We start from the raw sequence: 25,465 nt of genomic DNA, 5'->3' as shown, positions 1-25,465 counted from the left end.
TATGACTCTTGATATTTCAAAATATCCGACACTGGCTCTGGCAAATTCGCCGGATGAATTACGCAGCATGCCAAAAGAAGTGCTGCCGACGCTTTGTGATGAACTGAGAACCTATTTGCTCAACTCAGTCAGTCAATCCAGCGGCCACTTGGCTTCTGGTCTTGGCACCGTTGAACTGACCGTTGCGTTGCATTACGTCTATAACACCCCGTTCGATCAACTGATCTGGGATGTCGGCCATCAGGCTTATCCGCACAAAATTCTGACGGGGCGTCGCGAACAGATGCCAACCATTCGTCAGAAAGGCGGCCTGCACCCGTTCCCTTGGCGTGAAGAGAGTGAATACGACACTTTATCGGTCGGCCACTCCTCCACGTCGATCAGCGCGGCACTGGGCATGGCGATTTGCGCAGGCCAAGAGGGTGAAAACCGTAAAGTGGTGAGCGTGATTGGCGATGGCGCGATTACCGCCGGCATGGCGTTTGAAGCCATGAACCACGCCGGTGATGTCCACCCTGACATGCTGGTGATTCTGAACGACAACGAAATGTCGATTTCAGAAAACGTCGGCGCACTGAACAACCATTTGGCGCAATTGTTGTCGGGTAATCTCTACACCTCGATTCGCGAAGGCGGCAAGAAAGTGCTCTCCGGCGTTCCACCCATCAAAGAGTTGGTTCGCCGCACCGAAGAACACCTCAAAGGCATGGTGGCTCCGGGCACTCTGTTTGAAGAGCTGGGCTTTAACTACATTGGCCCAGTGGATGGCCATGACGTTCTGGAACTGACCAAGACGCTGAAAAACATGCGTGAGCTGAAAGGCCCGCAGTTCCTGCACGTGATGACCAAAAAAGGCAAAGGGTATGAGCCTGCGGAAAAAGATCCGATTGGTTACCATGGCGTGCCAAAATTCGACCCAAGCCACGACTGCCTGCCAAAAAGCACCAGTACTAAACCGACTTTTTCGAAAATTTTCGGTGACTTTTTGTGCGACATGGCCGCGCAAGATCCCAAGTTGATGGCGATCACGCCTGCCATGCGCGAAGGCTCGGGCATGGTGCGGTTCTCAAAAGAGTATCCATCGCAATACTTTGATGTGGCGATTGCTGAGCAACATGCGGTGACCTTAGCGACTGGCATGGCGATTGCTGGCCATCACCCCATTGTGGCGATTTACTCCACCTTCCTACAACGTGGTTATGATCAACTGATCCACGATGTGGCGATCATGAACCTGCCGGTGATGTTTGCCATTGACCGCGCGGGCCTAGTGGGAGCCGATGGTCAAACGCACCAAGGTGCCTTTGATCTGAGCTTTATGCGCTGCATTCCGAATATGGTGATCATGGCGCCTGCCGATGAAAATGAGTGTCGTCAAATGCTCTACACCGGCCACCAGCATCAAGGCCCAAGCGCCGTGCGTTACCCTCGTGGCAATGGCATGGGCGTCGCGCTGGAAGAGACATTCACCGCGCTTGAGCTGGGCAAAGGTCGCCTCATGCGCCAAGGTGAAAAAGTGGCGATTCTGAGCTTTGGCACCCTGCTGCCCCACGCGCTGCAAGCCGCCGAAGCGCTCGATGCTACCGTGGCGGACATGCGTTTTGTGAAACCGCTGGATGAAGCCCTCATCACCGAACTGGCCAACACGCACGATGTGCTGGTCACGCTGGAAGAGAACGTGGTTGCGGGCGGCGCCGGTGCTGGCGTGGTGGAGTGGATGATGAAAAACAAGCTCATCAAGCCTGTGCTCAACTTAGGGTTGCCGGATCAATTTGTTCCGCAAGGCACTCAAGACGAGATGCATCACGAACTGGGCTTAGATGCCGAAGGCATTGAACGCGCGGTGCGCGATTACCTCGCAAAATAAAATGCGGACTGCATGAAAAAAGCCTTCTCCAAGAGAAGGCTTTTTTATGGCTGAAACGACATCAATGACGTCGCTGACAAAACCTTGCTAGGCGGATGGCTGCGGCGCACACCAGTCAAACAGGGCAAACAAGCGCTGCCAAGTGGCATCAAACCCCGCGCGCAGTACCAGTTCTTGTTCGGTATACGGATGCACGAAACGCAGTTCGCTGGCGTGTAGCATCAAGCGATGCGCGTCATACACCTCGCGGTACAGGCGGTTGTGTTTGCCATCACCATGGGTGGTATCGCCAACAATTGGATGACGCAAATGCGCCATGTGGCGACGCAACTGGTGCTTGCGCCCAGTTTTCGGCTTCATTTCCATCAGACAATAGCGCGTGGTGGGAAACTTGCCCGTCGAATGTGGCACTTCCACTTTAGCAAGCGGTTGATAGGCTGTGACCGCGTCTTGCGGCGCTTTATCTTGCTTGGCAAATTTGTCGGCGATTTTATCCAGCTCTTCTTTGAGTGGGTAATCCAACACATCCCCTGCTTCAATCCAGCCACGCACAATCGCATGATAGGTTTTTTCCATTTCATGGTTGGCGAACATGGGCATCATATTCGCCGCTATCTCACTGGACAAGGCAAACACCAACACCCCAGAGGTAGGGCGATCCAAACGATGCAACGGGAACACATGCTGACCAATCTGATCGCGCAGCGTTTGCATCACAAATTGCGTTTCGTGTTTATCCAACCAACTGCGATGCACCAACATACCCGCAGGCTTGTTGACGGCAACGATGTAGTCGTCCTGATAAATAATCTCCAGCATTACTGCGATACCTTATCGAGTTGATATAAGACCTGCATCACGGCAGCAAACTCTTGGCGCTCTTTCCACGCCTCTTCAAAATAGGGCGACAACGTAAAACCTGCGGGCAACGTCATCTGCTGCTCAATCATCTGCTGCATACGCGGCACAAAAATCCACTGTAGCCATTCGTGCGGCGCCAGCGTATCGATCGCAAACGGCTGAGTGCTTTGCAACGCCTGCACATCGGGCGCCGAATCTTGCCAAGCTCCGGATGCACGCAGTGCCTCTTCCAGTTGCTGCAACAGTGTAAAAATTGTGGCGGCGGTCATTATCTTTACTTCCTGGCCTTGAATTAGCGGCGAATGATACCATCTATTGAACAAAGAAAGTTAGGACCAATTTGCTCCCATGGATACCATTCATACTCTCAGTGAGCTGCTAAAAAATAGCGGCTGCCAATATCAGGTGTTCGACTTAGGACGCCGCATTCAAGCGATTGATACCGCGCAATTTGAACAAGTGGAACTCGGCCACCAACCTTACCCTTACCCGCTAAAACGCACGGCGCATTTGGCGATTGTGTATTGGAACGAATCCAACCAACCTTGGATCTGGTTTTTGAAGTTCACGCTGGATGAGCGTGGCTTGTTGGCGCAAGCCGATGTGGGTCAATTCATCAAATACGTGATTGAAGCCATGGGCACGCGACTCAATCAGGAGATGAGCGACGAGCAGCAACAAAAGCTGGCCAACAACCCTTACACCTTCAAACCTGCCGATGACAAAATGGCGGTGTTCCACAGCCAAATTCGCGCCCAATTGGGGCTACCATGCAGCCAGTACTATGAACATGCACAGCACTATTTTACTGGCGATTTGGGATGGGAGAATTGGCAAACCGTTGGCTTACAAGGAATCACCGATATTTGTGCCCGCTTAGGCCAAGAGCAAAATGGTGTTTTGCTGCGCAAAGCGCTCAACCACCTGCCGCCTCAGCCGCTGTATGCATTGCTCGGTGCGTTGGAGCACATCGCGCTGCCAGAAAAACTGGCTGCACGCCTTCAAGAGCATGCCGAGGCACAAATCGCTGCTCACGAGCCAGATCTGTTTTTGCTTTCAGCCCTCGTACGTGCCTTGTCCGGTGCTCCGGCGGCAATACAAAGTCAAGTATTGGATGCAGTGTTAAACAGTCCGCGCTTGAGCCACCCAGAAGTGCTGATTGGGATTGCTGGCCGCAGTTGGTCGATGCTTGCCGACAGCGGCCGCGCTCAGCGCTTTTTACTGCGTTTGGCACAAAGCGGAAATCAGTCGTTGTTCAACCAGTTGTTTGCGGATTTGGTGATGCTGCCTGAGCTGCGCCTCGTGCTCCTGCCGTTGCTGCACACCAGCCCGTCCCCAGAACTGGCCCAAGCTTTGATGAACCTGCAACAGTCGACGAAAGGGTAAATGCATGATTGGTGACCTGTTGAGCATTGTGCTGTTTAGCCTTGTCTGCTTTGCATTCTGGCAACAGCGTCGCCAGTCCGAACTCGCCAAAGCCCGCATTGCGCGCAAGTGCGACGAACTCGAGCTGCAACTGCTGAGTGTTTCGTTTGGGCACCACAAATGGAAAACGCCCGATCATCGCTGGCGTTGGCATACCGTGTATTATTTTGAGTTTTCAGCGCTCGGTGACGACTGCTATCAGGGCCATTTGATCATGCGCGGTTTTACGCCGCAGGCATTCCATGTGCCACCGCATCGTATGGTGTAGCCGTTTCTTCTTTCAGCCACGCAAACTCGTAATACGGGCCAAATGCGTCTTCATTCACCCCCAGCAGGTGAAAACCGAGCTTGTGTAAAATCGCAATCGAGGGGTAATGCTGCAAATTCACGGTCGCAGAGACTTTCTCTAAATGGAGTCGTTGACATATTTTGGGGAAAAACGCCAACAGCGCTTCACTGGCTAAACCTTGCCCCCAATACGCTTTGTCAAAGATATACCCCAGTTCAGCCTGCCCGTCTTCTATGGAAACAAACACATGGCCCATGTATTCGCGGTTGTAATTGTCCAGGACCGCCATGGCATGGAGCGTGGGGTCGTGCAGCACACGTTGAAAGAGTTGTTTTGCGGAGGCGACCGTTTTCGGGCCGTTCATCTGAGCGCGGTTTTTCGCACAGCAGTTGAGCATGAGGAAATCAGACTCAAACGATTCTGTGTAAGGAATAACAAGCGTTCTGCGTGTCACTATTGTCACTGACAATCCTTGTTTACAGCAATTCCGAATAACCAAATTGGCCCTTCCTAGCCCTAGGAAAGTAGCCGAAAATTAAACCAACTGAGATGACATCGTATTGATCTGGATTGCGATTTGTTCGTTATTTTATAAATTGATTCGCACGAATCGCATGGCCTGACGTCAACCGTCAGGATAGCGCGTGGCACATCACGCTTGGAAAGATTAAGAAAAGCCCCGATACACGAGGTATCGGGGCTTAAGTCTTACTCGCAGCAGTCCGGCTACTGATGATTGCTCCATGCATCATCCATAATAGTGACAGAATCCTTCTGCCTCGTCCTCGCATCGCCGTCCTAGCGGTGTCCGTTATTCCCTATTGCCAACCCTTCCTGATCAGCACACATCACTTGTTCCCTGAGCGGTGTCCTTGCCATCATCCTGATGGGGTTCCGACCTCATCCCGAGGTGTCCTGTGCAGTCCTTGCCAGTTTACTCCGTGTAAACCGTCGATTCCGTTCGAAATCCTGCCATCCGTGTGACGATGTATCCGTTATCGCCATCTTCATCCTGAAACCACCGTCCAGTGGTGAATCCAAATCCGTGTCAGTTCCCTTCCGACAGGGTTCAATTTACGCCACTGCGTTTTTTTCGCAATGCCCCCCAAAACATTATTTTCATCCTGAAAGAGAGCGCATAAAAACAAACACTAAAAATCAAACACTTAAAACGATTACATCGCATTTTTCTCGTCACAAAAATCCATTATCTTACACATCATGTAAGAGATCTCTTACAACGCATTCCCTCTTTTGCTCGCCATGAAATATCAGTAAGATCACCCCAATGACTCAAAAGGGACAAACAATGCTCACCAAAGACGTAACTCAAGAGCTGGAAGCGATTCTGACCAGTCTCCACCACGAAGGCAAAGAGCCCAGCGTGGCCTTAGTGAAAGCCCGCTTGTCGACCTCGGTGCCGATGCCCGCGCTGATCACCATCATCAAAAGCTGGAAAAGCGCCCATCGCGTGCCCAAAGTGGAAGTGGCTGCACCGTCGACGGCGGAAAACGATCGTCTTAGCGCACTGGAACAACAAGTGGCCGAACTGACGCAGCGTGTGCACGCGTTGGAAGCACAATTGGCAGGTCAATCATGATGAAATTATGGGTCGATGCGGACGCCTGTCCGAAAGTGATTCGCGAGACGCTGGTTCGCGCCGCAGAACGCACGGGGATTGAATGTACGTTTGTGGCCAACCATTTGGTGCCGGTGCCCAAGCGCGACAACATTCGTAGCCTACAAGTGGCGAGCGGATTTGATGTGGCCGACAACGAAATCGTGCAACGCGTCGCGGCGGGCGATTTGGTGATCACATCCGACATTCCGCTGGCCGATGAAGTGATTACCAAAGGCGCGCTGGCACTCAGCCCTCGCGGTGAGCTTTATACCAGCGAAACCATCAAAGCGCGCCTCAATATTCGTGACTTTATGGACACCATGCGCTCCAGCGGTATTCAAACCGGCGGCCCGGCCGCACTGTCGCAAACGGAACGACGTGAATTCGCTAACCACCTCGACCGCATTTTGGCCAAGCACCAGACGCGCTAAGCGGAATTAAAAAAACCTGCGCTGAGCGCAGGTTTTCGTTGTCATTGACCGTCATTTGTTTATGGTCAATCGCTTATGGCGTGTAGTACGTCGCGGCACCCGGGCCCACCGGCAAACCGAACACAAAAACCCACACGTAGAACAGCAGACTCCAGCCAACAATAAACATCACAGAGTACGGCAGCATGGTGGCGATCAACGTACCAATGCCCAAGTTCTTCATGTAGCGCGTAGCGACCGCCAAAATCAAGCCGAAGTAGCTCATCATCGGCGTGATGATGTTGGTGGTCGAGTCTCCAATGCGGTACGCCGCTTGAATCACTTCGGGTGCGTACCCCACCAGCATCAGCATCGGCACGAAGATCGGTGCGGTCACCGCCCACTGGGCCGACGCAGAACCAATCATCAAGTTAATGAAGCCACACATCAAAATGAAAGCAAAGAACAGCATCGGCCCCGTCAAGCCAATGTCTTGCAGGAATTCAGCGCCAGCAACCGCAAACACTTGACCGAAATTGGTCCACTTGAAAAACGCAACAAACTGCGCCGCAAAGAACACCAACACGATGTACATGCCCATCGATGACATCGACTTCGCCATCGCATCAATCACATCACGGTCGGTTTTCATCGTGCCCACAATCTTGCCGTACACAAAACCAGGAATCGCGAAGAAGACGAAGATGAATGCCACGATACTTTTCAGAAACGGAGAACCGGCAATTTGACCCTCTGCCGAACGCAGAATGCCATCGGCTGGTACCACGGTCCACGCCAGCAACGCGCTGACCACCAATACCGCCACGCCAGCCCACTTCAGCGCTTTTTTCTCTAGCGCTGTCAGGGTGCCCATTTTGTCGTGCGACAGATCTTCCGCCGCTTCTTCATCGTTGTATGCGCCCAGTTTCGGCTCAACGATTTTCTCGGTCACAAATGCGCCCATCGCGGCAATGAAGAAGGTCGACACAAACATGAAGTACCAGTTCACTTCAGGCCCTACGGTGTATGTCGGGTCAATCATCTGCGCCGCGGTTTCGGTGATCCCCGACAGCAGCGGATCCACCGTGCCGATCAGCAAGTTGGCCGAATAGCCGCCAGACACCCCTGCAAACGCCGCCGCCAAACCGGCCAACGGGTGGCGACCCAAAGAGTGAAACAGCATCGCCGCAAGAGGAATCAACACCACATAACCAAGCTCCGATGCAGTATTGGAAATGATACCGGCAAATACCACCGTCACGGTGACCATGCGCTGAGACGCGCCCATCACCAAGCCACGCATGGCCGCAGAAAGCAGACCAGAGTACTCCGCAATCGCCACGCCCAACATGGCCACCAACACAGTACCCAACGGCGCAAAGCCAACAAAGTTTTTCACCAGATTGGTGACAATCAGCTGCAAGCCTTCCGCATTGAGCAAGCTGACCACGTGAATCATGCCATCCGCCGCGCGCCCTTTGGCGCCTTCCGGACGCGGATCCATGACTGACAATTCAAAGTAACCGGCCACACCAGATGCCAGCAAAATGGCTAAGCAGAACAGCGCAAACAGCGTAATGGGATGGGGCAATAGGTTCCCCAAATATTCAACACCATCTAAGAAGCGGGTAAAAAAGGGCTTTTTTGGTGCAGGTTGGTTTATTGAAGCAGATGAACTCATCCGTTCCCTCCTTGTAGTAATTCCTGAGCAAATGTGACGGAAATGTCAAAAGCTGGCGCAGAGTACTTGAGGAAGGGAACAGATTAAAATCACAAATGTTACAAATGATTTCAAAACAAGAATAATGTAACGTAAACAAGCTAATTAATCAGATTATAAAACCATTAACAACACATAAGATAAAATAATATCAATGGGCGTCATTATTAAATATGCCAATCACTTAGCGTTGCACGGCTTTAAACCTCGGATTAGTTTTGCAAATGACATACAAACGCCCGCGACGCTTGACGATCTGGCAATCTGGATGGCGATTTTTTGCGCTTTTGAGTGAACTCAGTACTTTCATTTATTGCTCCTTCGCCCCAAAACGGGAAAAACGACGATTGAAGTTAGCGATTCGGCCCTCTTGCTGTACCGCTCGCTGTTTACCGGTGTAAAACGAATGCGATTCCGACGACACATCGATCGCCATGTAGGGATAGGTTTTACCTTGCCATTCGATGGTTTGATCGGTTTGCAGCGCAGAACCAATCACAAAATAGTGATCGATGCTGGTGTCGTGGAACACCACCGGTCGATAGTTCGGATGAATGCCTGCTTTCATACTTTTCTCCTTGGTTAAATTGTTATGTTATAACATTTTAAATAATAGTAATTCTCACCTATGCAGTTTTGCAAGCGATTTGTCGAGAGGAATATGCTATTTTTTGCCAAGTTCATCGGCATACCAGCCCTCCGCTTCGGTAAAACAGCCACTTAGCGCGCTGGTACGATGTGATTTTTTTCGGCGCGTGACGCGCAAAATTTGCCGCCCATCATCGGTCGGCGTGAAGTAGGAAGTTATGTACACCATCGATCCGATTGCGGTTATCGAAAGCCCGTATCAAGAAAAGTTTGCCGTGCCCCGTCAGCCACGTTTGGTGCCGAGCGCCCGTGCCCGCGTCAAACTGTTGGGCGAAATCAACTGCCCAGAAGCCGTGCGCGGCATTGAGCAATTCAGCCATCTGTGGTTGTTGTTCTTGTTTGATCAGAACCTGCAAGCGGGTTGGAAACCGACCGTACGCCCGCCGCGTCTCGGAGGCAATGAGCGTATTGGGGTGTTGGCCTCACGCTCAACATTTCGCCCCAATGGCATTGGCATGTCCGCGGTTGCCTTGCGTGGCGTCAGCAAACAGGGCGATCAGATCTATCTCGATCTCGGCAGCGTCGATCTGGTGAATGGCACACCGATCATCGACATCAAACCGTATATTCCCTACGCCGATGCGATTGCTGATGCGCAAGGCGGCTATGCGGAAGCCGAGCCCGAGCTCGCGCAAGTGACCTTTTCCCCGGCCGCGCTAGAGGTGTTGCATCGCTCGCCTCATGGCGTAGAACAGCAAGCCGTGATTCACGAAGTGCTGGCTCAAGATCCACGTCCGGCGTACAAAAAAAACAAACCGGACATGAAGGAATATGCGGTCAATTTGTACGATTTGAACGTGAAATTCACGGTGAACGGTAACTTAGTGACAGTGACCGCAATAGAACGCTTTTGACAAAAGCAATAGGCTGATATTATGAGCCGCTAATTTATTTTTAGTCGCGACCGATACCCTTGTGAATCCATTCAGCGGCCCGAAAGGCCGACTTGAACACTCCAAGGCGTTGCGATTCCTTAAAACTTTGAAAAACGGATACTTAAATGCGTACCAGTAACTATCTTCTTTCTACTCTGAAGGAGACTCCAAACGACGCAGAAATCGTGAGCCACCAGCTCATGCTACGTGCAGGTATGATCCGTAAGCTAGCTTCAGGTCTTTACACCTGGCTACCTACTGGTCTGCGCGTATTGCGTAAAGTCGAAAACATCGTTCGTCAAGAAATCGATCGCGCAGGTGCTATCGAAACGTTGATGCCCGTTGTTCAGCCGTTTGAACTTTGGGAAGAGACAGGGCGCAGCGAGAAGATGGGTCCTGAGCTGCTTCGCTTTACTGACCGTCACGTTCGTCCGTTTGTTCTTAGCCCAACAGCAGAAGAAGTGATCACTGCGCTCGTACGTAACGAAGTGAGCTCTTACAAACAGTTGCCGCTGAACCTGTACCAAATCCAAACCAAATTCCGTGATGAACGCCGCCCACGTTTCGGCGTGATGCGTGCTCGTGAATTCTCCATGATGGATGCGTACAGCTTCGACCTTGACAAACAAGGCCTGCAAAAATCTTACGACGCCATGCATGCCGCTTACTGCAAAGCGTTTGATCGCATGGGTCTGGATTACCGCCCAGTGCTGGCAGACAGCGGCGCGATTGGTGGTAACGGTTCGCAAGAATTCCACGTCCTCGCGGAAAGCGGCGAAGATTTGATCGTGTTCTCAACAGAATCCGATTACGCAGCCAACATCGAAAAAGCAGAAGCCTTAGCGCCAGCCGCCGCAGCTGACGCACCAACCCAAGCGATGACGCTGGTTGACACGCCAAACGCGAAAACCATCGCGGAATTGGTTGAGCAACACGGTCTGCCAATCGAGAAAACCGTTAAAACCCTGTTTGTAAAAGCGTCTGACGAGGTCGATGCTGCGATCATTGCGTTGATCGTACGCGGTGACCACGAACTGAACGAAATCAAAGCAGAAAATCTGCCTGAAGTGGCCGCGCCGCTAGAAATGGCTGGCGAAGAAGAAATTCGCGCCCTGATCGGTGCAGGCCCTGGTTCACTGGGTCCTGTCGGTCTGGAACTGCCATTCATCGTTGACCGCACTGTCGCGGTCATGAGCGACTTTGGCGCTGGCGCCAACATCGACGGCAAACACTACTTCGGCATCAACTGGGGTCGTGACGTCGCACTGGGTAAAGTGGCGGACCTACGTAACGTCGTGGAAGGCGATCCAAGCCCATGTGGCAAAGGCACCCTGATGCTAAAACGTGGTATCGAAGTGGGTCACATCTTCCAACTGGGCACCAACTACTCTGAAAAAATGAACTGTAGCGTGCTTGGTCCAGACGGCAAAAACGTGATTCTGGAAATGGGCTGTTACGGCATCGGTGTTTCACGTGTGGTTGCTGCAGCGATTGAACAGAACAACGACAAATACGGCATCATCTGGCCAGATGCGATTGCACCGTTCCAAGTGGCGATCGTGCCAATGAACATGCACAAATCAGAGCGCGTTCAACAAGCAGCAGAAAAACTGTACGCTGAATTGAGTGCCGCTGGCATCGACGTACTGTTTGATGATCGTAAAGAGCGCCCAGGCGTGATGTTCTCAGATATGGAGCTGATCGGTGTTCCTCACACCATCGTGATCGGTGACCGCAGCATGGACGAAGGCAACTTCGAATACAAAAACCGTCGCAACGGTGAAAAAACTGCGATTGCCATCGACCAGATCGTTGAGCACATCAAAGCGCAACTGGCTTAATCGCCAACTGAGTTTGAAAAGCTGCCTTCGGGCAGCTTTTTTTATGCGATTAATCGTGGGTTCATCTGCCCCTTTCTAGACTGTCTAGACACTCAAGGAGGTGACTTATGGATCTGAAAGCGTTACTCAATCAAGCGCTGAATTCAGAATGGGGGCAAAAAGGCACCCAGCACGCGCAATCCCTCACCCGCGATAAAAGCACACTCGCCACGTTCGGCGCCGGCGCACTTGGTGGCGGCCTGCTTGGCGTATTGATGGGCTCGAAGAAAAGCAAGAAGTTGGGCAAAAACGCACTGAAAATCGGCGGCGCAGCGGCTTTGGGTGCCTTGGCGTACAAGGTATATAACGATTGGCAAGCCAAACAGCCAGCTTCTGCCCCACCGGCAGCCACCTTCGATGAACACAATCCCCGCCATGAGTTACTGATCCTCAAAGCAATGATCGCGGCGGCCAAAGCCGACGGCCATGTCGATGAGCACGAAATGGCACACATCAATCAAGCCGTGCAGCAATTGGGCGCCGACGCTGGCGTGCAAACCTTGATTGAGCTGGAATTGAAGAAACCGCTCGATCCGGCGGACATCGCCCGCCTCGCGCAAACGCCGGCTCAAGCCGCCGAACTCTACCTCGCATCGTGCTTAATCGTCGATGAGCAGAGCTTTATGGAAAAAGCGTACTTAAGCGAATTAGCGAAACAGCTTCGCTTGGACGACGCGCTGGTCGCCAAACTCCATCAACAAGTCCGCGAAGAATAAATCGCCAATTGCACGCGGAATTTGCGCCAACGCAAACCGCAGTTTTGTCAGCGGGGAGCGGTGTGTGTATATTGGACGCAGAGACTTTTTTAGAGGATAAAATCATGCAAGTTTATGCGTGTTGTGATTTGGTGCGTGAGCTGTACGCACAAATTGGCAGTGGCGACCAAGGGTACGTGCCGCAGGCGATTTCTTGTGCCGTACGTGCGCTCAATGACATCGCTGCAGACACTTCCCTTCCCAAGGAAGCCCGCGAAAAAGCGGCGTTTGCCGCGGCGAACTTATTGATTTCTGATTTCGAGGACTAAACATGAATTTGGCGAACTTTGCCACCATGGATCCCGTGATGCTGATGAGCATCGTGAATATGAAGCTGCGTGATGATTTCGGCGGCGATCTGAACCAATTGGTGGCCTATTTTGAGATTGATCGTGCAGCGCTAGAAGCTCGCTTGGCGACGGCCGGGTTTGAGTTTTTGCCAGAAGCTGGCCAATTTCGTTAAGCGCGCTTTTCCACCAAGCCGCCCGATCCCCCCAAGCTTCATCGAGCGGGGAAGCATCGAAACAGCAACGAGCCCGTCATGACGGGCTCGTTGTGTATTTAGACGCAGCACTTGCCGCCTTTCATGGCTTAGCTCAAATGCACGTCGTACTCGGTGGCATAGCGGCGCAATTTACACTGATTACCCTCATGACAACCACAACTCATACAGCGCCGTGCCTCGTGGTATGCTTGCTCCGCGCTAAACCCAGTCTCAACTTCGTCGAACGAGGTCACCCGGCGCGCCATGTCGATTTCGGGCATTTTGGCGCGAAAGATCCCCTGCATCGCCCACTGATAATGCTGCGCTTTGACCGCATCACTGTTTCCGCGTGCCATGGTTTTCAAGCTCTCTTTCACGCGCTGCGCATGATCAGGGCGCACCAAATGTGCGGAGCGTGACGCATTGCGTGAGCGGAAAGAGCGCGTATACAAAGGCACCATGTCACCACCGAGCGACGCATCAATGCTCTGCGCAGCCACGCGCGCATCGGCAATCGCTTCAATCGCCGTCGCCGGTCCGCGGCGCACATCACCAATCGCAAAAATATTCCCCACGCCTGAAAACATGGTGTGTTCATCCACGTCAATGGTGTTGTGGCGGCTGAGATTCAACGCCATCGCCTCGCCTTCTAAAAAGCGAGTATCGGTCTGCTGCGAGACAGCAGCGATGACAGTATCAAACGCCAATGTCTCCGTTTCGCCAGTCGGGGTTGGTGAACGTCGGCCGCTCGCATCGGGTTCACCCAAGGCCATTTTCTCTAACACCACCTGTTTGACTCGGCCATGCTCATCGGCGATGTTTTCAATCGGGTTGGTGAGAAAACGAAACGCGATGCCTTCATGCTCCGCTTCTTCGACTTCGTAAGGTTCGGCAGGCATTGCCTCCCGCGTGCGGCGATAAATTAACGTCACCTCCGCGCCACGACGCAACGCAGTGCGTGCACAGTCGATCGCCGTGTTCCCACCGCCAATCACGGCCACTTTCTTGCCCAGCGCCAGTTTGCGCTCCAGCACATGGTCTTTTAGAAAATCCACACCCAGAAAACACCCGGCCAAATCGCTGCCTGCATACGCCATCGCACTGGCTTGAGAAGCACCGACAGCCAAACAGACCGCGCTGTACTGCTGACTTAATGCCGACAACGTGAAATCCTCGCCCAACACTTGGCCGGTATGCAGCGTCACCCCATGCTGACACAGCAACTCAATCTCTTGATCCAAAATGGCTTTGGGCAACCGAAACTCCGGAATACCGTAACGCAACCACCCGCCCGCTTGTGGCATGGCCTCAAAAATATCGACCTCATACCCTTCGCGACCAAGAAAATAACCGCAGCTCAGCCCCCCCGGGCCAGCACCGACAATGGCAATTTTCTGCCCTTTGGCCGGTTTGCGTTCGGGCTGCAGGGATGGCGCCGCCGTGACATCGTAGTCGGCGGCATATCGTTTTAACTGGCGAATGGCTAGAGGTTCATCCACATTGCGGCGCAAGCATTTGTGCTCGCAAAACGCCGGACACACGCGGCCTATCGACAGCGGCATGGGCAAGGTGTTTTTAATCACGTCAACAGCCTGTTGCAGCTCATTGTTGGCAATCAGAGACAGATACAACTGAACGTCGACTTTGGCTGGGCACGCCACCTGACACGGCGGCAGACTACAAGTGATATTGGGGTTATCCAACAACGTTTCGAGGCGATGTTTGCGGCGCAGCTCCAGTGCCGTGCTGTTGGTGGTCACCACCATTCCATCACGCGGCTTGCAGTCACGGGCGCTCACGATCCCTGCGCCGTCCACCTCGACGTCACACAAACCGCAATGGTGTTGAATGCCTTCCGAACCACATAAACAGGGAATGATCACGCCACACTGCTGCGCAGCAAGCCATAAGCTTTGATGGGGGTCAACGTGGCAAGGCTTTCCATTCAGGGTAATTAAGACCATAACAATCCTCAACTTAGACTGACAGTGGGAAATACAGCCGCAGTCCGTATCGACCTAAGGACTGATATGATTTTCGCGAGAACAAGAATCCTTTCTTTTCATCTTGGGATGGCTCCCTTTAGGCGTTATTTTTCGGTATTTCCCATCAACAACTGCATAGTGAGAGACATGATGTGATTTGCTATGCAGACTGAGACTCAAATTTTTTGATCCGAGCATTCTTGCACAGCAAGGACGGATTACTTTGACTTTGCGCAAGAAAGTGAAATTCGCGAATTCGCCATGCAGAAGAAAAATTTTAACGTCTTGTTTATCAAGCAATAAAATTTCACATGAATTCATTCGCTCTCAAGGGAGGCCTGATAAATGGCATGCATAAATAAAAAAGGCCCTGCCGAAGCAGAGCCTTTGTGTCGTCATGGTTTGGGATTAACCCAAGTTCTTACGCGCGTTTTGGAACATACGCATCCAAGCACCATTTTCGCCCCAGTGGTCTGGGTGCCATGAGTTCGCCACAGTGCGGAAGACACGCTCTGGGTGCGGCATCATGATGGTGACACGGCCATCTTGCGTTGTCAGACCGGTAATCGCATTTGGTGAACCGTTCGGGTTGTTCGGATATTGCTGCGTCGGCTGACCGAAGTTATCCACGAAACGCACGGCAACCGTACCAGATTGTTCAATCGCATTGAGGTGCGCTTCATCGCGAACTTCCACACGACCTTCACCGTGAGAGACCGCAATCGGCATACGCGAGCCCGCCATGCCATCGAAGAATACAGAATCCGACTTCTGCACTTCAACCAGGCTAAAGCGCGCTTCAAAACGCTCCGATTCGTTGCGTACGAAACGTGGCCACAAGTCTGCACCTGGGATCAGATCTTTCAGGTTAGACAACATTTGACAGCCGTTACACACACCCAGCGAGAAGGTGTCCTGACGGTTGAAGAACTGCTCGAACTGTTCGCGAGCTTGCACGTTGAACAGCACCGATTTCGCCCAACCTTCACCCGCGCCCAGCACGTCACCGTAGGAGAAGCCACCACACGCGACCAGACCTTGGTAGGCATCCAGTACCGCTTGACCGGTCAGAATGTCGCTCATGTGAATGTCGACTGCGTCAAAGCCGGCGCGGTCAAAGGCTGCCGCCATTTCAACGTGTGAGTTCACGCCCTGCTCACGCAGAATCGCCATCTTCGGCTTCGCGCCGGTATTGACCATAGGCGCAGCGATGTAAGGTGCCGCAACATCTTCGTTGACATCAAAGCTCAGTGACACGTTCAGACCTGGGTCTGAGTTGTCTTTTTTCGCTGCAAATTCTTGATCGGCACATGCTGGGTTGTCGCGCATGGCTTGCATCTTGTGCGTCGTTTCCGCCCAGAGGGTACGCAGTTCGGTACGTGAACGCTGCAGAAGAACTTGTTCACCCGAAGTCACCACGAAGTCATCCGATGCATCAACGTCACCAATCACGTGTGAACACGCTGCTAGGCCATGGGCCGCCAGTGTCGCCAAGACCGCATTCAGTTCATCGTTCTTAACCTGAATCACCGCGCCCAACTCTTCGTTGAACAGCGCTGCCAGTGCGTCATCACCCAAGGTTTCAATGTTGGCTTTTACGCCACAGTGACCCGCAAACGCCATTTCAGCCAGCGTGACAAACAGACCGCCGTCGCCTTTATCGTGGTAAGCCAACAGCTTGTCGTTGCGAACCAGCGTTTGCATCGCATCGAAGAAACCTTTCAGTTGCTCGGCGTTATCCACGTCAGCCGGCTTATCACCCAACTGCTTGTACACTTGCGCCAAAGCCGTCGCACCCAGACGATTCTGACCGTTACCCAGATCCACCAGCACCAGAGACGTTTCACCCAGTCCTTCCATGGTCGCTGGCGTACGTAGTTGTGGTGTGATGGTCTTACGCACATCTTCCACACGCGCAAACGCGGTAATGACGAGCGACAGCGGCGAAGTCACTTCTTTGTTTTCACCATTCTCGTGCCATTTGGTCTTCATCGACATCGAGTCTTTACCAACCGGAATAGTCAGACCCAGCGCTGGACACAGCTCTTCACCGACAGCTTTCACCGCTTCGTACAGACCCGCATCTTCACCCGGGTGACCGGCTGGAGACATCCAGTTCGCTGACAGTTTGATGTGTTTGATATCGCCGATATCGGTGGCCGCGATGTTGGTCAGTGACTCACCCACCGCCAGACGTGCCGATGCGCCGAAGTCCAGCAGAGCAACCGGTGTGCGCTCGCCCATCGACATCGCTTCACCGTGGTACGTGTCGTAGCTTGCAGCTGTGACCGCGCAGTTGGCTACAGGCACCTGCCAAGGACCCACCATCTGGTCACGCGCCACCAGCCCCGTCACGGTGCGGTCACCGATGGTGATCAGGAAGGTTTTCTCCGCCACAGCCGGCAGACGCAGCACGCGATCCACCGCGTCATTGAGTTCGATACCGCTGCGGTCAATCGCCGGGCTGGTCACTTTCAGCGTGGTCGCTTCACGGTGCATTTTCGGCGGCTTGCCAAGCAGAATGTCCATCGGCATGTCGATTGGCGTGTTGTCAAAGTGGCTGTCTTCCAGCGTCAGATGACGCTCTTCCGTTGCCACCCCGACGACGGCATAAGGTGCGCGCTCACGCTGACAAATAGCATCAAATTCCGCCATGTGCTCCGGCGCAACCGCCAGTACATAACGCTCTTGCGATTCATTACACCAGATTTCCAGCGGGCTCATGCCCGGTTCATCGTTTGGCACGTCACGCAGTTGGAAAATACCACCGCGATCACCATCGTTCACCAGCTCAGGCAGCGCGTTGGAGATGCCGCCCGCGCCCACATCGTGGATAAACGCAATCGGGTTGTCGTCGCCCATTTGCCAACAGCGGTCAATCACTTCTTGACAGCGGCGTTCCATTTCTGGGTTTTCACGCTGCACGGAAGCAAAATCCAAATCTTCTGCCGACTGACCCGACGCCATAGAAGACGCTGCGCCACCGCCCAGACCGATGTTCATCGCCGGGCCGCCCAGCACGATCAGTTTCGCGCCAACCGGGATTTCTTTTTTCTGGACGTGTTCGTCACGAATGTTACCCATGCCGCCAGCAATCATGATGGGCTTGTGGTAACCGCGGATCTCTTCACCCGCGTGTGAGGTCACTTTCTCTTCATAAGTACGGAAGTAACCCAGCAGATTTGGACGACCAAATTCGTTGTTAAATGCCGCGCCGCCCAGAGGGCCTTCCAGCATAATATCCAGCGCGCTCACGATGCGGCTGGGTTTACCAAAATCACTTTCCCAAGGCTGAACAAAGTCTGGAATGCGCAGGTTCGAGACCGTAAAGCCAACCAGACCCGCTTTTGGTTTACCGCCGATACCGGTTGCGCCTTCATCACGAATTTCGCCGCCGCTCCCGGTTGACGCACCAGGCCATGGTGAAATCGCCGTCGGGTGGTTGTGCGTTTCCACTTTCATCAGAATGTGAGCATCTTCGTGGTGGTAGGTGTATTGACGAGACTCTGGATTGGGGAAGAAACGGCCCACTTTCGAACCCGTCATGACTGCCGCGTTGTCTTTGTAGGCAGACAGCACGTGATCCGGTGTGGTTTCAAAGGTGTTCTTGATCATCTTGAACAGCGATTTGTCCTGATCCACACCGTCGATGGTCCAATCCGCATTGAAAATTTTGTGACGGCAGTGCTCAGAGTTCGCCTGAGCAAACATCATTAGCTCGATGTCATTGGGGTTGCGACCCAGCTTGATGAAACTCTCCACCAAGTAATCAATTTCATCTTCCGCCAGCGCAAGGCCAAGGGAAACGTTTGCTTCTTCTAGCGCAGTTCGGCCACCTGCCAAGATATCCACTTGCGTCAGCGGCGCTGGCTCAGCCACGCTAAACAGCGCTTGTGCCGCATCAAGTTCCGCAAATACCACTTCCATCATGCGATCGTGCAACAGAGCTTTCAGAGTCGTCACTTGCGCGTCCGTCAGCGCAGTTTCGCTCTCGACGTAGTACGCCGTGCCGCGTTCCAGACGTTTGATCGACGCCAGACCACAGTTGTGCGCAATATCAGTCGCTTTGGATGACCAAGGGGAAATGGTGCCCGGACGAGGCGTGACCAGCAGGAGGAATCCCTGAGGTTCATGTTCTTGAATGGTTGGACCGTAAGTCAGCAGCTTCTCTAACTTTTCCAGTTCCTGGCTGTCCAAGTCTGCTTTGAGATCTGCAAAGTGCATGAACTCAGCATAGATGCCGGTTACAGGCAGGTGTTGTTCACGACAAGTTTCAAGTAGTTTGTTTACACGAAACTCGGAAAGAGCTGGGGAGCCACGCAAAATTCTCATGTGCTTAGGTCTCTATATACAAGTGATTAAGATGTAATTGGAATAAATTCACATAAATAACAGCAATTTATATGGTCATTTGCGAACTTATACCGATTTCACCTCTCCATTGCGTGCGCATTATAGATGATTTTTTTTTGTGACGTAACACCAAAAGCAACCGTTTGCGTCATTTTTTTCGTTAAATTTGAATTACAACTCATTTGCTCAAAGATTCAACAACACGCCTCACATGCAGCCGCAAAACTTTGCCAAGTGTGTGGGGTTTGATATAAAGACACTACTTGATGTAAGAGATCCCGAATTAATGACCAAGCTTTCTTTCGCTGCTGCGAGTCGCGCCCTCTTTTTGGCTGCGCTGGCTCTACTGCTTGCTGGGTGCCAAATCGACTCTGAGCCGAAAAGTGAACTCGAGCAAATCCGCGCGCGCGGTGTCTTGCGTGTCGGCACCCTCAACAACCAACTCTCCTATTACATCGGTCCAGACGGCCCCTCAGGTCTGGACTACGAACTGGCACGTGAATTTGCCCGCGAGCTGGGCGTCAAACTCGAAATGAAGCCGGCTTACCGATTGTCGAGCCTGTTTCCCGCGTTGAAAAATGGCGAAATCGACATCATTGCCGCCGGTTTAAGCCAATCCGAACAGCGCTTGAAAGATTACCGAGCGGGTCCGGCTTACTACTACGTGTCACAGCAAGTGGTGTACAAGAAAGGCCAATGGCGCCCACGCAATATCGAACAGCTGATCGCCAAACAGGATGAACTGTATTTGGAAAGCGGCGACGCGCCGATTTTCAGTGTGGTCAACGATTCTCATTTTGAAAACACCCTCGACTCGTTGAAAAGCACGTATCCGGAATTTCGCTATTACGTCGATAACAATGCCGACGTCAACGACCTACTCAAGTTGGTTTCTCAAGGCGAACTCAAATTCACCATGGCCGATTCCGTGGAGATTTCCCTGTCACAACGCATCTATCCCGACATCGCCACCGCATTTGAGATGACCGAAGATCAGCCGATCTCGTGGTTTATGCGCCGCTCCGATGATGAAAGCCTGTATGCGATGATGATTGAATTTTTCGGCAATCTGAAACAGTCCGGCAGCCTCGCGTCTCTGGAAGAGAAATACATTGGTCATATCGGCACCTTTGATTATGTCGACACACGCGCCTTTATTCGCGCGCTCGATTCCCGTTTGCCAAAATGGATGCCTCTGTTCCAGAAATATTCGGAGGAGTTTGACTGGCGCCTGATTGCGGCCTTGGCGTATCAAGAATCGCACTGGAATCCGAATGCCAAATCACCCACTGGGGTGCGCGGCATGATGATGCTGACGCTTCCTACCGCGCGCAGCGTGGATGTCACCAACCGCCTGAATCCAGAGCAATCGGTGCGTGGCGGGGTGGAATATCTGCGCCGCATGATGGAACGCATTCCTGATTCGATTCCCGATCACGAGAAAATCTGGTTTGCGCTGGCATCGTACAACGTCGGCTACGGCCATATGATGGATGCCCGCCGCCTGACCAAACTGCAAGGCGGTTCGCCGGATGCGTGGGCAGATGTGAAAGATCGTCTGCCGCAGTTGCGTCAGAAAAAATACTTCACGCAAACGCGCTACGGCTACGCACGAGGTGATGAAGCGCTGTCGTACGTGGAAAACATTCGTCGTTACTATCAGAGCATCATCGGCCACATGGAACAAAAACAGGTGACCAGTGTGGACTCAGGCACCGATGATCTACTGGTGATCACGCCAGAAGAGGAGATCATCGACGACAATAGCGATCTTGATGAGTCACTGGCGTCGAGCGAAGAAACCGTGTCCTCGGCCAGTTCAGCGCAAAATGTGAGCAATAAATAACCACTTGATTTTCAGTTGGGAAACCCAAAGATAGATGTGTGAACTTGATCGCTTGCGTGATTTCTCAAAGCAGTGACAATCAAGTGCAATCAAAACACGATAAGCTGTTATTTTTTGGGTTCCCTGCTGAAGAACATCCTCACGCACGATGATGCGCTGGGATGACAGACCCAACAGAACGGACGTATTCAACCCACTGGACAGACGACATTCTGGTCGCTGACCGCAAAGGAGAAGGCGGCCCTCTGTTCGGTCCGGAAAGGGGTTCTTCTTTGTCGTCCGTTGTAGGAGGGTGTTTTATGCTGAAACGTAAACGGCACTCAAAACTCCTAAGTAAAGCCGTCTCAGCCAACCGTCGCCGCCGTATGCTCGCCAATACCAAGAAAAAAGTGCTGGCTCGCCATCGTGCGTTCGTACAGTTATCGGACTGAAACATTCACGCGGCAAACATCTACCTCATGGGGATGTTTGCTCATCGTTGCCATTCCTCGTTACCTTATTTCCTCGTTACCCCATTTACTCGTTGAACCATTTACTCGCGACCCATACCTCGCTGACCGAGTGTTGGTTTCGCTGCCCGCTCACCTTTCACGTCGCATCGTCACGCACCACGACTCGCACTCGCTAGACGCAGCACGGGATTGTTCTCGACGGGTTACTGCGCGTCGTCTTGATTCTGAGCAGAACCGGGGGGACACGAATCATCTTGAGTCGCCCGTAATTTCTCAGCCTCTTTTCGCGCTTTGATCTCTTTGCGGCGCCGTTGGAAAAATGCCTGCAACTGCTGGCGACACTCGTCTTCCAGCAAGCCTTTCTCCACCGTGGCGTAATGATAAGCCGCTTGGCTGCTAAACAGGTCGAGCACCGTACCGGCCGCGCCTGCTTTGAGATCTGGCGCGCCATACACAATCCGTTTCACGCGGCTGTGCAGCAACGCCCCTGCGCACATCGGGCATGGCTCTAAAGTCACGTACAGTGTGGTCTCTAGCAGGCGATAGTTGTGCAGCGCTTCGCCCGCTTGACGCAAGACTTGAATTTCAGCATGTGCGGTGGCATCGCAGGCGCCAATCGAACGGTTCCACCCTTCGGCAATGATGTGGCCATCTTTCACCAGCACCGCACCGACGGGCACTTCCCCTTCCGCTTCAGCTTGCTCGGCCAGCGCCATCGCGCGGCGCATGAATTGTTCATCTTCGGGAGAAAATGGGGCGCGTGTGTCTGTCATGGAAACCTCATTCAATTGGGGGCGGCATTATAACGGCATCGACGGCGCAGATAAATGCTGGGCCAGATAATCCACCAGCAGGCGTACTTTGGGCGACAAGTGGCGGTTTTGCGGATAGAGCGCCCACACCCCTTCCCGCTCATCGCGATAGGCGGGCAACACTTCGACCAAACGGCCGCTGGCCAAATGCGCTTCCACGTAATAATCCGGCAATTGCACCAATCCCATGTCTTTGAGCGCCGCATCAAGTAGCACCACGCCACTGGCGCAATGCACACGGCCGCGCACGCGAATGGCACGCGACTGCTGATTCTCTTTAAACCGCCAATGATCGTGAGTGCCCACCAAACAGCTGTGTTGCGTCAATTCAGACAAAGTATGAGGCGTGCCGTATTGCGCCAGATAGTGCGGCGTGGCACACACGTACAGGTTGCGATTGCTCAAGCGGCGCGCGATGAAGCTGGAATCACCCAACTGCCCCAAGCGCACGGCCACATCCACGCCTTGCTCAATCAAATCGAGTTTTTGGTTGGTGAGCACAAACTCCAATTCCAATTGAGGATGCTGCAATAGAAAGTCATGCAGTAGCGGCGCGATTTTCTGCTCGCCATACGTCACCGGCGCGGTCACTTTGAGTTTGCCTTTGGGCGTTTGTTGCATCTGCGTGACTGTCAGTTCGGCCTGTTCCAACCCTTCGAGCAACGCGCGACATTGTTGGTAATACACCTGCCCCGCTTCCGTCAACGACACTTTGCGCGTGGTGCGCAGCAATAATTTCACCCCCAAACGCTCTTCCAGCAGCGCGATGCGGCGGCTGACATTTGCCACCGACGTCGCCAAGCGCTGCGCTGCGCGCGTAAAGCTGCCCGTTTCGGCAACGGCCACAAACTCGCTTACCCCTTCCCAACTTGCCATATCGCCTCATTCACTGCGTTATTATTACAATATCGTAAAAGTTATTCTCATTTTGACTCAATTATCACGCAGAGTAAAAGGACTATACTGAAACTCTTGGTAGAAAGCGCATTCAACGGCCTTTCTTCACACGAACCCTGTATCAATCAAAAGGAACCACTTCATGTCTCAAGACAAATTCATCAAATCTCGCGCCGCCGTCGCTTGGGGCCCGAATCAACCCCTGAAAATGGAAGAAGTCGACGTCATGCTGCCGCGCAAAGGCGAAGTGCTGGTGCGCATCGTGGCTACGGGCGTGTGTCACACCGACGCGTTTACCCTATCGGGCGATGATCCAGAAGGCGTCTTTCCAGCGATCTTGGGTCACGAAGGTGGCGGCATCGTGGAAATGGTTGGCGAAGGTGTGACCAGCGTGGCCGTGGGCGATCACGTCATTCCACTGTACACCGCTGAATGTGGTGAGTGTAAATTCTGTAAATCAGGCAAAACCAACTTGTGTAGCGCCGTGCGCGCCACCCAAGGCAAAGGTTTGATGCCAGACGGCACCACACGTTTCTACAAAGATGGTGAGCCAATTTTCCACTACATGGGCTGCTCAACCTTCTCTGAATACACCGTGCTGCCAGAAATTTCACTGGCGAAAGTGAACAAAGAAGCGCCATTGGAAGAGATTTGTCTATTGGGTTGTGGCGTCACCACGGGAATGGGCGCGGTCATGAACACCGCCAAAGTGAAAGAAGGCGACACCGTGGCGATCTTTGGTCTGGGCGGCATCGGCCTGTCTGCGATCATTGGCGCACGCATGGCGGGCGCAAGCCGCATCATCGGCGTTGATATCAACGAAAGCAAATTCGAGCTCGCCAAACAACTGGGCGCGACCGATTGCATTAACCCACAGAAATTCGACCAACCGATTCAAGACGTGATCGTCGAGATGACCGACGGCGGCGTGGATTTCTCATTTGAATGTATCGGCAACGTCAACGTGATGCGCCAAGCGCTGGAATGCTGTCATAAAGGTTGGGGCGAATCCGTCATCATCGGTGTAGCCGGTGCAGGCCAAGAAATCTCAACCCGTCCATTCCAATTGGTAACCGGCCGCGTATGGCGTGGTAGTGCCTTTGGCGGCGTGAAAGGTCGCTCACAGTTGCCGGGCATCGTGGAACAATACATGGCTGGAGAGTTCGGCCTGCAAGAGTTCATCACGCACACCATGCCACTGGAGCAAATCAACGACGCATTTGATTTGATGCACAAAGGCGAAAGCATTCGCACGGTCATCCATTTCAAATAATCGCTCACCCCATCCATGCGGGGCAAACCACATCACGTTGACGCAGTTGCCTTACGCGGCAGCGTCAACGGTTTGAGTGACCGTTTGTCCCCCATCAAGGAGTCTTCATGAGTTTAACCCACCTGACGCAGGCAAAAGTCTTTGATGGCTGGCACAAGCAGTACCAGCATTCGTCGGACGTGCTGAACTGTGACATGCGGTTTGCGATTTATCTGCCACCGCAAGCCTCCGCCAGCGCGCCGGTGCCCGTGCTGTACTGGTTATCGGGGCTGACCTGCACCGATGAAAACTTTATGCAGAAAGCGGCCGCGTTTCAAAAAGCGGCAGAGCTTGGCATCGCGATCGTCGCACCGGATACCAGCCCGCGTGGCGACCATGTACCGGATGATGCGCAGGGCGCGTACGACTTTGGCTTGGGCGCAGGCTTTTACCTCAACGCGACGCAGGAGCCGTGGTCGGCCAACTACCAAATGTATAGCTACATCGTAGATGAGTTGCCGCAATTAATTGAAGCGCACTTTCCAGTCAATCAACGTAAAGCGATTGCTGGTCACAGCATGGGCGGCCATGGCGCGCTGACCATTGGCGCGAAAAACCAGAACCACTACACCTCGATCTCAGCGTTCAGCCCTATCTGTCACCCGATGGCAGTGCCATGGGGCCAGAAAGCATTTCGTCATTATCTCGGCGACGACAAATCAGCGTGGGCGCAGTACGACGCGGTCGAACTGTTTCAGTCGCATGCTGTACGCACGCCAATTTTGATTGATCAGGGCGAAGCGGATAGCTTCCTGCACGAGCAGCTCCAACCGGAAACCTTGGCCCAAGTCGCCAAGGAGAAAGGCCTTGATCTCACCCTGCGCATGCAGCCCGGTTACGATCATAGCTACTTCTTCATTCAGAGCTTTATCGGCGAACATTTGGAATTTCACGCGCAATACCTCAAAGTGTAAATCGCCGATGTTCAACGTCAAAAAGCCCGCAATTGCGGGCTTTTTTGTACCGATGATGG

General features: G+C 53.0%; 24 protein-coding genes. 14 read left to right on the top strand and 10 right to left on the bottom strand.

Annotated features, from left to right (window positions below; all coding sequences use genetic code 11):
• Position 1 precedes the first annotated feature (1 nt).
• Positions 2-1,867, top strand: a complete 1,866-nt coding sequence (gene dxs / locus ACS18Q_RS03610; protein WP_004723992.1) for a 1-deoxy-D-xylulose-5-phosphate synthase — start codon at positions 2-4, stop codon at positions 1,865-1,867.
• 87 nt (positions 1,868-1,954) lie between these two features.
• Here the strand turns inward: dxs and truC are convergent, their stop codons facing one another.
• Together truC and ACS18Q_RS03600 are read right to left on the bottom strand one after the other, a co-directional pair.
• On the bottom strand, positions 1,955-2,686 hold the full coding sequence (gene truC, locus ACS18Q_RS03605; protein WP_143679304.1) for a tRNA pseudouridine(65) synthase TruC: 732 nt from the start codon (positions 2,684-2,686) through the stop codon (positions 1,955-1,957).
• Positions 2,686-2,997, bottom strand: a complete 312-nt coding sequence (locus tag ACS18Q_RS03600; protein ID WP_143679305.1) for a YqcC family protein — start codon at positions 2,995-2,997, stop codon at positions 2,686-2,688. The genes truC and ACS18Q_RS03600 overlap by 1 nt, the downstream gene beginning before the upstream one ends.
• Before the next feature lie 79 nt (positions 2,998-3,076).
• Here ACS18Q_RS03600 and ACS18Q_RS03595 point away from each other — a divergent pair, with 79 nt between their 5' ends.
• Positions 3,077-4,114, top strand: a complete 1,038-nt coding sequence (locus ACS18Q_RS03595) for a DUF3549 family protein (protein ID WP_004723997.1) — start codon at positions 3,077-3,079, stop codon at positions 4,112-4,114.
• A 4-nt stretch (positions 4,115-4,118) separates the two neighbouring features.
• Complete coding sequence (locus tag ACS18Q_RS03590) at positions 4,119-4,421, top strand: DUF3301 domain-containing protein (RefSeq protein ID WP_041942608.1); 303 nt, start codon at positions 4,119-4,121, stop codon at positions 4,419-4,421.
• Here the strand turns inward: ACS18Q_RS03590 and ACS18Q_RS03585 are convergent.
• Complete coding sequence (locus ACS18Q_RS03585) at positions 4,378-4,905, bottom strand: GNAT family N-acetyltransferase (RefSeq protein WP_172475402.1); 528 nt, start codon at positions 4,903-4,905, stop codon at positions 4,378-4,380. The genes ACS18Q_RS03590 and ACS18Q_RS03585 overlap by 44 nt on opposite strands.
• Positions 4,906-5,751: 846 nt before the next feature.
• On the opposite strand from ACS18Q_RS03585, the gene ACS18Q_RS03580 reads away from it, so the two are divergent.
• Complete coding sequence (locus ACS18Q_RS03580; RefSeq protein WP_014205595.1) at positions 5,752-6,042, top strand: hypothetical protein; 291 nt, start codon at positions 5,752-5,754, stop codon at positions 6,040-6,042.
• On the top strand, positions 6,042-6,494 hold the full coding sequence (locus tag ACS18Q_RS03575; RefSeq protein ID WP_143679386.1) for a YaiI/YqxD family protein: 453 nt from the start codon (positions 6,042-6,044) through the stop codon (positions 6,492-6,494). The genes ACS18Q_RS03580 and ACS18Q_RS03575 overlap by 1 nt, the downstream gene beginning before the upstream one ends.
• A 73-nt stretch (positions 6,495-6,567) precedes the next feature.
• Here the strand turns inward: ACS18Q_RS03575 and ACS18Q_RS03570 are convergent, their stop codons facing one another.
• From ACS18Q_RS03570 to ACS18Q_RS03560, 3 genes are all read right to left on the bottom strand, one after another.
• Positions 6,568-8,154 (bottom strand): AbgT family transporter, encoded by a 1,587-nt coding sequence (locus tag ACS18Q_RS03570; protein ID WP_143679307.1) that lies wholly within the window; start codon positions 8,152-8,154, stop codon positions 6,568-6,570.
• 223 nt (positions 8,155-8,377) lie between these two features.
• Positions 8,378-8,503, bottom strand: a complete 126-nt coding sequence (gene ykgO / locus ACS18Q_RS03565) for a type B 50S ribosomal protein L36 (RefSeq protein WP_038152722.1) — start codon at positions 8,501-8,503, stop codon at positions 8,378-8,380.
• On the bottom strand, positions 8,504-8,761 hold the full coding sequence (locus tag ACS18Q_RS03560; protein WP_004729223.1) for a type B 50S ribosomal protein L31: 258 nt from the start codon (positions 8,759-8,761) through the stop codon (positions 8,504-8,506).
• Positions 8,762-8,999: 238 nt separating this feature from the next.
• On the opposite strand from ACS18Q_RS03560, the gene tsaA reads away from it, so the two are divergent.
• The 5 genes from tsaA (at position 9,000) to ACS18Q_RS03535 (ending at position 12,814) form a co-directional block, all read left to right on the top strand.
• Entirely contained in the window at positions 9,000-9,695 is a 696-nt protein-coding gene (tsaA, locus tag ACS18Q_RS03555) for a tRNA (N6-threonylcarbamoyladenosine(37)-N6)-methyltransferase TrmO (RefSeq protein ID WP_154180845.1), read from the top strand.
• Between the two features lie 146 nt (positions 9,696-9,841).
• Complete coding sequence (locus ACS18Q_RS03550) at positions 9,842-11,557, top strand: proline--tRNA ligase (protein WP_038152724.1); 1,716 nt, start codon at positions 9,842-9,844, stop codon at positions 11,555-11,557.
• Between the two features lie 107 nt (positions 11,558-11,664).
• Positions 11,665-12,312, top strand: a complete 648-nt coding sequence (locus ACS18Q_RS03545) for a tellurite resistance TerB family protein (protein WP_014205599.1) — start codon at positions 11,665-11,667, stop codon at positions 12,310-12,312.
• Positions 12,313-12,416: 104 nt separating this feature from the next.
• Complete coding sequence (locus tag ACS18Q_RS03540) at positions 12,417-12,620, top strand: YaeP family protein (protein ID WP_004729231.1); 204 nt, start codon at positions 12,417-12,419, stop codon at positions 12,618-12,620.
• A gap of 2 nt (positions 12,621-12,622) precedes the next feature.
• The gene (locus ACS18Q_RS03535) at positions 12,623-12,814 is read left to right on the top strand and encodes a DUF4250 domain-containing protein (protein WP_004729232.1); all 192 of its coding nucleotides are present in this window, start codon (positions 12,623-12,625) and stop codon (positions 12,812-12,814) included.
• A 128-nt stretch (positions 12,815-12,942) separates the two neighbouring features.
• Here the strand turns inward: ACS18Q_RS03535 and ACS18Q_RS03530 are convergent, their stop codons facing one another.
• Together ACS18Q_RS03530 and purL are read right to left on the bottom strand one after the other, a co-directional pair.
• On the bottom strand, positions 12,943-14,799 hold the full coding sequence (locus ACS18Q_RS03530) for an FAD-dependent oxidoreductase (protein ID WP_441257388.1): 1,857 nt from the start codon (positions 14,797-14,799) through the stop codon (positions 12,943-12,945).
• A 429-nt stretch (positions 14,800-15,228) separates the two neighbouring features.
• A complete protein-coding gene (purL, locus tag ACS18Q_RS03525) occupies positions 15,229-19,152 on the bottom strand; it encodes a phosphoribosylformylglycinamidine synthase (protein WP_441257387.1) in 3,924 nt (1,307 codons plus the stop codon).
• Positions 19,153-19,459: 307 nt separating this feature from the next.
• Here purL and mltF point away from each other — a divergent pair, with 307 nt between their 5' ends.
• Together mltF and ACS18Q_RS03515 are read left to right on the top strand one after the other, a co-directional pair.
• Positions 19,460-21,019, top strand: coding sequence for a membrane-bound lytic murein transglycosylase MltF (mltF, locus tag ACS18Q_RS03520; protein WP_004729238.1), 1,560 nt, complete (start codon positions 19,460-19,462; stop codon positions 21,017-21,019).
• Between the two features lie 299 nt (positions 21,020-21,318).
• Positions 21,319-21,450, top strand: a complete 132-nt coding sequence (locus ACS18Q_RS03515) for a hypothetical protein (protein WP_004729240.1) — start codon at positions 21,319-21,321, stop codon at positions 21,448-21,450.
• A gap of 224 nt (positions 21,451-21,674) precedes the next feature.
• Here the strand turns inward: ACS18Q_RS03515 and tadA are convergent, their stop codons facing one another.
• Together tadA and ACS18Q_RS03505 are read right to left on the bottom strand one after the other, a co-directional pair.
• A complete protein-coding gene (gene tadA, locus ACS18Q_RS03510) occupies positions 21,675-22,244 on the bottom strand; it encodes a tRNA adenosine(34) deaminase TadA (protein ID WP_158165015.1) in 570 nt (189 codons plus the stop codon).
• Between the two features lie 27 nt (positions 22,245-22,271).
• Entirely contained in the window at positions 22,272-23,159 is an 888-nt protein-coding gene (locus ACS18Q_RS03505; protein WP_004729245.1) for a LysR family transcriptional regulator, read from the bottom strand.
• A 163-nt stretch (positions 23,160-23,322) separates the two neighbouring features.
• On the opposite strand from ACS18Q_RS03505, the gene ACS18Q_RS03500 reads away from it, so the two are divergent.
• Complete coding sequence (locus ACS18Q_RS03500; RefSeq protein WP_004729246.1) at positions 23,323-24,453, top strand: S-(hydroxymethyl)glutathione dehydrogenase/class III alcohol dehydrogenase; 1,131 nt, start codon at positions 23,323-23,325, stop codon at positions 24,451-24,453.
• Positions 24,454-24,560: 107 nt separating this feature from the next.
• Positions 24,561-25,406: an S-formylglutathione hydrolase gene (gene fghA, locus ACS18Q_RS03495; protein ID WP_441257386.1), complete on the top strand. Its 846-nt coding sequence runs from the start codon at positions 24,561-24,563 to the stop codon at positions 25,404-25,406.
• Positions 25,407-25,465 lie beyond the last annotated feature (59 nt).

It is taken from the genome of Vibrio sp. Vf1514 (assembly GCF_052076135.1).
GTDB classification, from domain to species: Bacteria; Pseudomonadota; Gammaproteobacteria; order Enterobacterales; family Vibrionaceae; genus Vibrio; species Vibrio furnissii.
This window is presented reverse-complemented; position numbering and strand designations above follow the sequence as displayed.